Consider the following 11,452-nt stretch of genomic DNA (forward strand, 5'->3'; position numbering starts at 1 on the left):
GGCAGCTTGGCGAAGAACGGCGTGACCTGCGCCCGCCGCAGCGCCTTCCGAACGACGACGTGCCCAGCTGCATCGACGGCGTGAACCTGAAAGATGCTTTTGGCCAGATCGATGCCGACGGTGGTGATCTCCATGGGGATGGCTCCTGCATGAGCGTGGCTGCTGCTTCGACAGCGACCACATCTTGGCACCGAGATGCCGTCAGTCGGAGCGGGAGCCATCCACCCCATCTGCTTTCTCTGCCCCCCATTTCCAAAGCAGCCGTTCCATTATCGGCCAGACTACGACACGCTGGATCGCAATCGCGGGTAAAACCAGACATTCGGCTTGGCGCCCATACCCGCCGCTGGAGCGCGCTGCCTGCCTCGCGGCAAGCAGACAGTGTCGGCATCAACTGGAACTGTCGTTTGCCGCAATGAAGCGATCGATACTGGCGCCGGAGAACATTGCATGTCCTGAAAGTCGATGGTGCCATAGCACTGATGGGTAGGCTCGGAACGGAAATCAGCTATCCCGTAAGATCGTCGGAGCGATGACACGGCGTATTTTATGCGATCAGCCGGCCGGCCAGAAACTGGTTGTGCCGTCGGAATCATGCTACTTGCAGGCATGTCTGAGGCTCTCGAGATTGCTCATGGCACCTTTGGTCGCGTGGCGCTCCTCGACATGGACCGGAGCCTTGTTCGGCACGCGCATCCGCACTGCCACGTTCTTCTGAAGGTCGAAGGGGACGACACCGAGTTCCTCGTCGGGGACCGTGTCGTTGCGCTGACCGACGAACAGGCCGTGCTCGTCAATGCCTGGGAAACGCACGCTTATCTCCATGATCCGCGCCGCGCCAAGGCGATGATCCTAGCCCTCTATATCGAGCCGGACTGGCTGGGGGCCTTCCGGCGCAATTGGGCGGCGAGCGGGGCGCCTGGCTTCTTTGGAAAGCCCTTGGGCGGCGTGACCCCGACGATCCGCCGCTTCGCGCACGACCTCGCTGCGGAGATGGTCTACGCGCCGCACTCCTCGCACATTCAGGATCAGTTGCTGTCGGGCCTGATGATCGCGGTAATCGAGCGGTTCACCGCGTGGCGTGAGGAGGCCGAGTCGCTCCGCGCCGCCGCCAGGCGCAACGCCAGCGATTGGCGCATCCGGCGGACTATCGCGCGAGTGCGCGCCGAGCCCGGTGCCACGTTGGGGATCGAGGCCCTGGCCCGTGAGGCGGGCCTTTCCCGAGCGCAATTCTATCGCCTGTTCGAGCAATCCACCGGAGCTCCGCCCCACGTCTTCCTCAACGCGATCCGCATCGAGCAGGCCGTCGAGTCGATCGTGGGCAGCGAGGAATCCTTGGCGGCGATCGGCACGCGCCTCGGCTTCGCCGCGCCTGCCCATTTCTCGCGCTTCTTCCGGGATCATGTCAGCGTGCCCCCAAGCGTATTCCGCAGCATTGTCCGGCGAAGCGGCCAACCCGCCGTGTGAAGCCAAAGGCCCTCCGCCACGTCGAAAATGAGACGTTTGGGTAAGTCGCGAGATGCCTCGGCATCGTGGCGCCCGCCCGGATCCGTCACTCTGCCCGCGACAAGGACCCCATCGAGAGGTCCGGTGGAGGAAGCGGCTTGGGCATCGTGTCAACGAGCTATGTCGGACGGTCCGTAGAGCGCGTTGAGGACGCCGCCCTGCTCTCCGGGCTCGGCCGCTACATCGACGATCTCGGCACGCGGCCCGGCACGCTGCACGCGTCGATCCTGCGCTCGCCCCACGCCCATGCGGACATCCTCGCCATTGACGTCCAGGCGGCCAAGGCGCTGCCCGGCGTCACCGCCGTGATCACGGGCCGCGACCTTGATGCCGTCACCACCGGTCTCGTCCCCGCCCTGCGGGCGGCCGTCGATGCCCGCGCCATCGCGGTGGACCGGGTGCGCTATGTCGGCGAGCCGGTGGCTATCGTCGTCGCCCGCGACCGCTACCTCGCGGAGGACGGCTGCGACCTGATCGAGGTTCAGTACCGGGTCCGCCCGGCGGTGGTCGACCCGCTGGCGGCCCTCGCCCCCGACAGCGAGATCCTGCACGAGGGTGTCGGCGCGAATCTCGTGAGCGACCGGCGTTTCCGCTACGGTGACCCCGAGGTCGCCTTCGCAGATAGCCCGCACAGCCTGTCCGTGACCGTGCGCTACCCGCGCAACACCGGCTCGCCGATGGAGACCTACGGCGTCGTCGCTTCCTACGACCCCACCGACGACTCCTACGACGTGCTCGCGAACTTCCAGGGGCCGTTCAGCATTCACGCGGTCGTTGCCCGGGCGCTCAAGGTGCCGGGCAACCGCCTGCGCCTGCGCACGCCCCCGGATTCCGGCGGCAGCTTTGGGGTGAAACAGGGCGTCGCCCCCTACGCGGTCCTGATCGCCGCCACGGCCCGCCTCGTGGGACGGCCGGTGAAGTGGATCGAGGACCGGCTGGAGCACCTCTCGGCCTCCGTCTCCGCCACGAACCGGGTCACGACCCTCCGGGCCGCCTTCGAGGCGGACGGGCGCGTCACCGCTCTCGATTGGGATCAGGTCGAGGATTGCGGCGCCTACCTGCGGGCGCCCGAACCCGCCACGCTCTACCGGATGCACGGCAACCTCACCGGCGCCTACGCCATCCGCAACGTCGCCGTACGCAACCGGGTGGTGCTCACCAACAAGACCCCGACCGGCCTCGTGCGCGGCTTTGGCGGGCCGCAGGTTTACTATCCGCTCGAACGGCTGATGCAGCGCATCGCCGTGACGCTGGGCCTCGATCCCTTCGCGGTGATCCGGGCAAACCTAATCCCGGCCGACGCCTTTCCCTACCGCACCGCGACAGGCGCTCTCTACGATTCCGGCAATTACCAGCGCGCCCTCGACGAAGCCGCCCGGGATGGCGGGCTCGTCGAGTTGAAGCGGCGACGGGACGCCGCCCGCGCCGAGGGCCGCCTCTATGGGATCGGCCTGACGGCGGCGGTCGAGCCCAGCGTCTCCAACATGGGCTACATCACCACCGTCCTGACGGCGGAGGAGCGCACCAAGGCCGGGCCGAAGAACGGCGCGCAATCGACCGCCACCATCACCCTCGATCCGGTCGGCTCGGTGACGGTGCAGGTCGCTTCGGTGCCGCAGGGCCAAGGGCACCGGACAGTGCTGGCCCAGGTGGTGGCCGACGTCCTCGGCCTCCCGATGGAGCAGGTCCGGGTCACGGCCGACCTCGACACCGCCAAGGACGCATGGTCCATTGCCTCCGGCAACTATGCGAGCCGCTTCGCCGCCGCCGTGGCGGGGGTCGCGCACCTCGCCGCCACCCGCCTGCGCGACAGGCTCGCGCGGATCGCGGCGGCGCAGCTGAACCTACGTCCCGAGGACCTGCTCTTCGCGGATGGGCGCATCGCCTCGCGATTGAACCCGGATGCAAGCCTGCCCTTCGCGCGGGTGGCCGCCACGAGCCACTGGTCGCCGGGCCTCGTGCCCGAGGATCTCGGCGCGGTGATCCGCGAGACGGTGTTCTGGACGCCCCCGGAGCTGACCGCTCCGGACGCGGAGGACCATATCAATTCCTCCCTCTGCCACGGCTTCATCTTCGACATCTGCGGCCTGGAGATCGACCGGGTCACGGGGAAAATCGCCATCGACCGCTACGTCTCGATGCACGATTGCGGGCGCGTACTGCACCCGGGCATGGTCGAGGGCCAGGTGCGCGGCGGCTTCGCGCAGGCGCTCGGCGCGGCAGTCTACGAGGAACTCGCCTACGGCGACGACGGCGCCTTCCTGTCCGGCACCTTCGCCGATTACCTCCTGCCCACCGCGACCGAGGTGCCGGACCTGCGCATCCTGCACGTCGAGAGCCCGTCTCCCTTCACGCCGCTCGGCGCGAAGGGGGTCGGTGAGGGAAACTGCATGTCGACGCCGGTCTGCCTCGCCAACGCGGTGGCCGACGCCCTCGACCTCGAGGCCATCGACCTGCCCCTGACGCCTGCCAAGCTCGCCGCCCTCGCGGCAGGGGGCGACGAGCCGGCGCCGCCGGCCGGTCGAGCCGCGAAGGCCGCCGCGAAGGCGGGCGACCGGACCCTGCGCGGCGACGGCGCGGCCACCGTCACTGCCCCGCCGGAGACGGTCTGGGCGATGCTCCTCGACCCGGACGTGCTCGCCTCCGTCATTCCCGGTTCGCATGGGGTGCGGAAGCTCTCCGACACAAGGTTCCGGGCCGACGTCACCCTCGGCGTCGGTCCGGTGAAGGGTCGCTACAAGGCCGAGGTGATCCTCTCCGATCTCGATGAGCCCCGGGCGGTGACGCTCACCGGCACGGTGACGGGCGGCCTCGGCAGCGGCGGCGGCACCGGCCGTTTGACCCTGGAGCCCGACGGCTCGGGGGGCACGCGGATCGCCTACGTCTACGAGGCGGCGGTGGGCGGCAAGGTCGCGGCGGTGGGCGGACGCCTCCTCGACGGGGCCGCGCGGGTGATCATCGGCGGGTTCTTCACGGCCCTCGCCCGGCGAGCCGGCGGGTCCGGCAAGCGCGGGCTCCGCCTCCCGGCCGCCCTGCGATGGCTCCTCGCGCGTCTGGGGGTGTCCGCATGAAACCCGCGCCCTTCGCCTATCTGCGCGCCACGTCCGTGGACGACGCCCTCGAAGCCCTGCGCCAGCACGGCCCCGAGGCCCGGATCATCGCGGGCGGCCAGTCCCTGATGCCGATGCTCAACATGCGGCTGACGAAGCCCGCCGTGCTCGTCGACGTGATGCGCATCCCCGCTCTCAAGGAGCCTCGCCTCGACAAGGGGGCCCTCGTTATCCCGGCGGGCGTGCGGCAGGCGATCCTGCTCGACCGGCCGGGGCTCGCCCGGGACTTGCCGCTGCTGGCCGCCGCCTTGCCGTGGGTCGGGCACATCCAGACCCGGGCACGGGGGACACTGTGTGGCTCCGTCGCCCATGCCGACCCGAGCGCAGAGATTCCCCTCTGCCTCGTGGCGCTCCAGGGCGAGGTGCATCTGCGCAACCGGCGAAAGGTCCGGCGCGTCGCGGCGGAGACCTTCTTCGCTGGCATGATGGCCACTGACCGGGCCGACGACGAGATGATCGAGGCCATCGCCTATCCGCTGCGGCGGGAGGGCACCGGCACGGCCTTCGCTGAGATCGGGCGGCGACACGGCGACTACGCGATCGTCGCCTGCGCCGCCGTGGTGGACGGCACCCGGATGCGGCTCGCTGTCGGCGGCGTCGCCGACCGGCCCACAGCCCGCGACTTCCCCCACCTCGACGGCTCGGCGCTCGACGATGCCCTCAACGCCTTCGCCTGGGACCTCGGCGCGGGGGACGACCTCCACGCCACCGCCCGCTACCGCCGCGACCTCGTGCGCAGCCTCGGCCGCCGGGTGCTGGAACAAGCCGCCAAGGTCGCCCGCGGCGACACCCATCAGGAGGCCGTGCCATGCCACAGCTAGACGCGCAGGACCGTCACACGGTCGCCTTCACCCTCAACGGGCGCGAGACCGCGGTCGAAGTCGAGACCCGCACCCTGCTGACCGACGCCCTGCGCCACGGGCTTGGGGCCACGGGCACGCATGTCGGCTGCGAGCACGGCGTCTGCGGCGCCTGTACGGTGTCCATCGACGGGGTTCCCGCCCGGGCCTGCCTGACCCTCGCGGTGGGGGTCGAGGGCTGTGCCGTGCGGACCGTCGAGGGTCTGGCCCCGGAGCCTGGCCGCCTCGGGGTGCTGCAGGTGGCCTTCCGGCGGCGGCACGCCCTGCAATGCGGCTTCTGCACCGCCGGCATCCTGATGTCACTCGACGCCTATCTCGCGCTCCGGCCGAATCCGTCACGACGAGAGATCACGGAAGTGATCGGGGGCCATCTCTGCCGCTGTACCGGCTACGCGCCGATCATCGAGGCCGCCCTGGAGGCGGCTGCGGAACTCAGGGGCGACATCCCGGCCCCGTCATCCCCGGAGGCCGCCCATGCTTGATCTCGGCACCAGCTTCCTCGCGAGCGTCTCCCGCGATCCCTGGGCCCTGGCCCTCGTCGACGGGGAGACCCGGCTGACCTACGCGGAGTGGTTCGGGGTCATTTCCGCGACCGTGGCCGGGCTCGACCGGCTCGGGCTGAAGCCCGGCGACCACCTCGTCACGGTCCTTCAGAACCGGCACGAGGCGGCGACCCTGCACTGGGCCTGCCAATTCTCGGGAGTCGTGATCACGCCAATCAACTGGCGGGCCAAGGCCGAGGAGATCGATTTCGCGATCGAGAACGCGGAAGCCCGCGCCATCGCCTACGAACCGGTCTCGGCCGCGAGCCTGCGTGAGAGCGCGGCATCGCAGCTGATCCCGCGCATCGCCGTCGGCACGCCACCCGGCCCCGGCGAGACGGCCTTCGCCGACCTCGCCGCCACCGAGGAGCCGTCGGCGACGCCCCGGGCCGACGCGGAGGCGATCTCGCTGATGCTCTACACCTCCGGCACCACCGCCAAGCCCAAGGGGGTCCCACGGCGACACCGGGCGGAGCGCGCGGCGGCCGTGGCCCATGTAGCGCAAAACCTCTACGGGCGCGGCGAGCGCACGCTCGGCGTGATGCCACTCTACCACACGATGGGGGTGCGCTCGCTCCTCGCCATGTCGCTGATCGGCGGGACCTTCGTCTGCCTTCCCCGGTTCGATGTGGCGGGGGCGCTGCGGCTGATCGCGGCCGAGCGGATCACCAACCTCTACCTCGTGCCGACCCTCTACCACGACCTCGTGCACCACCGGGATTTCCAGGCGACGAACACGACCTCCGTGCGCAAGCTCGGCTTCGCCGGGGCACCGATGACGGACGGCCTGCTCGCCCGCCTGACCGAGGCGTTCCGGCCGGACCTCTTCGTCAATCATTACGGCTCGTCGGAGGTCTACACCTTCACGATCAACCACGAGGCGGCGGTTAAGCCCGGCTCGGCCGGGCGGGCGGGCCTCAACACCATGGTACGTGTCGTGTCCCTGGGGGGCGATCCTAGCCGGACCGCCGCGCCGGGCGAGGAGGGCGAGATCGCCGTCATCGCCAAGGGCGACGAAGCCTTCGAGGGCTACTGGCATCGCCCCGAGGCCGACGCCAAGGCCTTCCGCGACGGCTGGTACTTCACCGGCGACACCGGCTTCGCCGACGCCGACGGCGACCTCTACGTCACCGGGCGGGTGGACGACATGATCATCACCGGAGGCGAGAACGTCTCGCCCGTCGAGATCGAGAGCCGCCTGTCCCTGCATCCGGCGGTGTCCGAAGTCGCCGTCGTCGGCCTGCCCGACGAGCGCTGGGGCCGGATCGTCGCGGCCTTCATCAAGCGGAGCGGCAGCACCGACGCGGCGGCGCTCGACGCCCATTGCCGGGCCGGCGGCCTGCCGAGTCACAAGCTGCCGCGCCGCTACGTCTTCGTGGACGAGATCCCGAAATCGCCGGTCGGCAAGCTGCTGCGCCGCCAACTCGTGGCCGGCGAGTACGTCCTGGAAGGCGGGGCCGAGCCCCATGCCGAAGGTCACGAGGCTGCCTGACGGTCCCGCCCCCACTCCGAATCACAAGCGAGAGACCAAACCCATGACGAGCGACACCCACACCATCGACCCGCGCCTGACGAACCTCGACGGGTTCCGCGTCGAGATCGACTCGGAGCGCGAGCGCGCCGACGTGATCCTGGCGCGGCCGCCCATGAACGTCATTGCGATGCCCCAGCGCGACGAGATCCGTAAGGTGTTCGAGGCGCTGGACGAGGATCCCCGCGTGCGGGTCATCGTCCTGCGGGCGGAGGGCGAACACTTCTCGTCGGGGGGCTACATCAAGGGCTTCCTCGACGCCTCGCCCGAGCACGTCTCGAAGCTCGCCTGGAACATGGCGGCGCCGGCCCGCTGCTCGAAGCCCGTCATCGCCGCCAACCGGGGCTATACGTTCGGCGTCGGCTTCGAGATCTCGCTGGCCTGCGACTTCCGCATCGTCTCCGAGACCTGCCGTTACGCCCTGCCCGAGCAGAAGCTCGGGCAGATTCCCGGCTCCGGCGGCTCGGCCCGTCTCCAGAAGATCGTTGGCATCACCCGGACCAAGGACATCGTGATGCGCTCCAAGCGCATCCCCGGACGGCAGGCCCTCGACTGGGGCATCGCCACCGAATGCGTGGCCGACGCGGACCTGGAGAAGGCCACCGACGCGCTGGTCGACGAATTGCGCGCCTTCTCCCCCATCGCCCAGCGCACCGCCAAGAAGCTCCTCAACGACACCGAGGATGCGAGCCTCTCCATCGCCATCGAGCTCGAAGGGCATTGCTACAGCCGCCTGCGGCAGGCCGATGACTTCCGCGAGGGCGTCGAAGCGTTCCACGCCAAGCGCGCGCCGCGCTTCACCGGCTCATAGCCCGGCCGCGCCGGGGGGCTGCATAGCGGCTCCCCCCATCCCGTGACCTTCACCGCATCGCTTCGATCCCGCCCAGGCGGGAAACGACGGCGCGCGCCCGAATGGCTCCCATCCAGACCCAGAGCCCGAACCGGCCCCACCGCGGCAACGACCGCATCCCCCGGAGGAACCCCATGCAGACCGCCGCCACCTTCGCATCCGATCCCCCCGCCCTCGCCAGGCCCACCGGTCGGCAGACGGCGACGGCCGCCATGGCCTCGCTGTTCGGCTGGGGGCTCGATCTCTTCGACCTGTTCATTCTGCTCTACGTGGCGCCGGTCGTCGGCACCTTGTTCTTCCCGGCGGACAAGCCGATGCTGTCGCTGGCCGGAGCCTATGCCTCCTTCGCGGTCACGCTGCTGATCCGGCCCCTCGGCTCCGCCCTGTTCGGCTCCTATGCGGACCGCTTCGGCCGCCGCCGCGCCCTCATGGTGGCGGTGATCGGCGTCGGCCTGTCGACGGCGGTCTTCGGCCTCCTGCCGACGGTCGGCCAGATCGGATGGCTCGCCACCGCGATCTTCCTATTCTTCCGCCTCGTCCAGGGCGTCTTCGTCGGCGGTGTCGTTGCGGCATCCCACACGATCGGTACGGAATCTGTGCCGGAGCGGTGGCGGGGGCTGATGTCCGGGGCGGTCGGCAGCGGGGGCTCGGCCATCGGCGGCCTCCTGGCCTCCCTGGTCTTCTATCTCGTCTCGCTCATGGCGCCGGGCGAGGCCTTCGCCGACTGGGGCTGGCGGGTGATGTTCTTCTCGGGCCTACTGACCTCGGTGATCGGCCTGATCCTCTTCCGCAACCTCGAGGAATCCCCGATCTTCAAGGAACTGCAGGCCCGCAAGGCCGCGCTCCGGGAGGGTGCTCCGACGAAGGCCTCGCCGATCCGCTCGCTGTTCTCGCCGTCCAACCGGGGAAGCTTCGCGGTCGCGACGCTCATCTCCTTCGGCGGCGGCGCGGCCTACTACCTCACGTCCGGCTACCTGCCGACCCTCCTCAAGCTCGTGAACGGCGTACCGAACGCCACCGCCTCGATGATCCTGATCGGCGCCAACGTGGCGGCGGCGATCGGCGCCTGCGGCATGGGCGAACTGAGCCAGCATATCGGGCGCAAGCGGTCGTTCTTGCTGATGGGAGTCATCCGCCTGTTCGCCTTTCCCGTTCTCTTCCTGACCATGGCGAACACGACGAGCCTCATGGGGGTCGCGGCCTGTGCCTTCCTTCTCTCGCTCATCGCCAACGCCAGCTACGCGCCGCTGTTGATCTTCCTCAATGAAAAATTCCCGACGGCGGTACGGGCCACGGGGACGGGCCTGACCTGGAATATCGGCTTCGCGCTGGGCGGCATGCTGCCGACGTTCGTCTCCCTCATCGCCGATGGGCCGACGCAGATCCCGATGGTGCTGACGGTCGTGATGACATGCGTCACGCTAGTCTATCTCGTTGGCGCCGTTATCACTCCGGAGACGCAGGGCAACCTCGACCGGGCGTGACGGCCCCCCATGCAGGCGGAGCCACCTCCCAGGGCGAGCGTTCTGCTGGTCCTCCGCCTGCACGCCCTTGACCAGTCCGTCCTTCCCTATTCCGAGGGAAGGACGATACGTGCTGGTCGAATCCCGGTGGGAGCGATGAAATGGCTCGTCTGCAATCCTCCGGCTTCTTCGATCTCGGCGATGGTCGACTGGAATATCATTTCGTCGGTCGACAGCCGGAGGTGGCCCCCACGCTTGTGTTGCTCCACGAAGGCCTCGGTTCGGCGATGCAATGGGGCGCCCTGCCCGAGACTCTCGCCCAAACGACAGAGTGCGGTGTCCTGGCCGTCTCCCGCCAGGGATATGGCGCGTCGAGCCCGGTGCCCTTGCCTCGCCCGGCCGATTATCTCGAGCACGAGGCCCGCACAGTCCTCCCGCGGTTACTCGACGCCGCAGATTTCAGGAGCGGCGTGATGATCGGCCACTCCGACGGCGCCTCGATCGCCGCTCTCGCCTTGGCGGAAGGCGATGCCCGCCTGCGGGGCGGTGTGCTGATGGCACCGCATTTCTTCGTGGAGGAGGTCACGCTGTCCGCGATCCGGCGAACCCGAGCCGCCTACGAGCGGGGGCTCTTGAGGACCCGCCTCGGCCGCTGGCACACCGATGTCGAAGGGGCCTTCCGTGGCTGGAACGACGCATGGCTGGATCCGGCCCGGCGCGGATGGACGATCGAGGCTGCGCTGACACGCCTGACCGTCCCCGTGACACTTATACAGGGAACCGAGGACGCCTACGGGACGCAAGCCCAGATCGCTGCAGCCCGCAGATCATGTCCACCCAGCCTGCTCACAGTCCGTGAGATGCCGGGTGTCGGTCATGAACCACATCGCGAAGCTTTCGCGGACACGGTCGCTCTCATCTCGGCTTTCGTCGAGTATGTCCTGAAAGACGAACCAGGCTAAGGACCTACACAATCCTGACGGCGCTATGATGAATGACGGAGCTGTCTCCGACAACAGAAGCACATCTTCAGTTCGCGATTCTGCGAGAGGCCGAAACGCCACGTCCGCTATATGTCCCGCACTTCCGCAAATCGCCTTTCCGCTTCCGGCCAGCATTTTCCATCACGAAGCACTTCTGTGAACGTCTTCGATGAGTGGTTTTCTGTCTATCGAATTTCGGCCAGCAAGTCATGAAAGCGAACGTCGGCCACATGCATACTCACGAGGGAAGCCAGGCATTGGCCTGCTTGAGGTGAGCGCTATTTGTTCGTTCAGGTGTGAGGCCTAGGTAGGGAACTCATACAACCAACTGCTGTTGCTCGTGTTTTCGTCCTGAGATTGGGGTTTCCAGCGCAGGAGGTTCGCGATGGCACGGTTGTTCTGGCTCTCCGATGAAGCCTGGGGGCGGATCGAGCCGCACCTGCCGCACGGCCAACCGGGCAAGCCCCGGGTCGACGACAGGCGAGTGATCAGCGGCATTCTGCATGTGCTGAAGGTCGGCTGCCGCTGGCAGGACACGCCCTCCGCTTACGGTCCGCACACGACGGTCTACAACCGCTACAACAGATGGTCTCAGCGCGGGATCTGG

9 protein-coding genes and 1 pseudogene are annotated in these 11,452 nt (G+C 68.6%); 9 read left to right on the top strand and 1 reads right to left on the bottom strand.

Annotation, left to right across the window (positions count from 1 at the left end):
* Positions 1 to 134, bottom strand: a pseudogene (locus BMY19_RS29770) (IS110 family transposase); the annotation flags it as partial.
* Between the two features lie 475 nt (positions 135 to 609).
* Here BMY19_RS29770 and BMY19_RS29775 point away from each other — a divergent pair.
* The 9 genes from BMY19_RS29775 to BMY19_RS29815 all read left to right on the top strand — a co-directional run.
* Positions 610 to 1,467: a helix-turn-helix domain-containing protein gene (locus tag BMY19_RS29775; RefSeq protein ID WP_020096244.1), complete on the top strand. Its 858-nt coding sequence runs from the start codon at positions 610 to 612 to the stop codon at positions 1,465 to 1,467.
* Positions 1,468 to 1,604: 137 nt separating this feature from the next.
* Positions 1,605 to 4,577: a xanthine dehydrogenase family protein molybdopterin-binding subunit gene (locus BMY19_RS29780; RefSeq protein WP_100253853.1), complete on the top strand. Its 2,973-nt coding sequence runs from the start codon at positions 1,605 to 1,607 to the stop codon at positions 4,575 to 4,577.
* Positions 4,574 to 5,437 carry an FAD binding domain-containing protein gene (locus BMY19_RS29785; RefSeq protein WP_042669572.1) on the top strand — a complete coding sequence of 288 codons (864 nt, stop codon included), beginning with the start codon at positions 4,574 to 4,576 and terminating at the stop codon, positions 5,435 to 5,437. Before BMY19_RS29780 ends, BMY19_RS29785 begins: the two co-directional genes overlap by 4 nt.
* Positions 5,425 to 5,958 (top strand): (2Fe-2S)-binding protein, encoded by a 534-nt coding sequence (locus BMY19_RS29790; protein ID WP_042669571.1) that lies wholly within the window; start codon positions 5,425 to 5,427, stop codon positions 5,956 to 5,958. Before BMY19_RS29785 ends, BMY19_RS29790 begins: the two co-directional genes overlap by 13 nt.
* Positions 5,951 to 7,510: an AMP-binding protein gene (locus BMY19_RS29795; protein WP_020096248.1), complete on the top strand. Its 1,560-nt coding sequence runs from the start codon at positions 5,951 to 5,953 to the stop codon at positions 7,508 to 7,510. The genes BMY19_RS29790 and BMY19_RS29795 overlap by 8 nt, the downstream gene beginning before the upstream one ends.
* A 43-nt stretch (positions 7,511 to 7,553) precedes the next feature.
* Positions 7,554 to 8,360, top strand: coding sequence for an enoyl-CoA hydratase/isomerase family protein (locus BMY19_RS29800; protein WP_020096249.1), 807 nt, complete (start codon positions 7,554 to 7,556; stop codon positions 8,358 to 8,360).
* A 173-nt stretch (positions 8,361 to 8,533) separates the two neighbouring features.
* Positions 8,534 to 9,883: an MFS transporter gene (locus BMY19_RS29805; RefSeq protein WP_020096251.1), complete on the top strand. Its 1,350-nt coding sequence runs from the start codon at positions 8,534 to 8,536 to the stop codon at positions 9,881 to 9,883.
* A 140-nt stretch (positions 9,884 to 10,023) separates the two neighbouring features.
* Positions 10,024 to 10,824, top strand: a complete 801-nt coding sequence (locus tag BMY19_RS29810; RefSeq protein ID WP_100253854.1) for an alpha/beta fold hydrolase — start codon at positions 10,024 to 10,026, stop codon at positions 10,822 to 10,824.
* Positions 10,825 to 11,230: 406 nt separating this feature from the next.
* Positions 11,231 to 11,452: transposase (locus BMY19_RS29815; RefSeq protein WP_139215744.1), on the top strand; the 222-nt coding region annotated here is incomplete at its 3' end.

It is taken from the genome of Methylobacterium sp. UNC300MFChir4.1, from assembly GCF_900110155.1.
Taxonomy (GTDB): Bacteria; Pseudomonadota; Alphaproteobacteria; order Rhizobiales; family Beijerinckiaceae; genus Methylobacterium.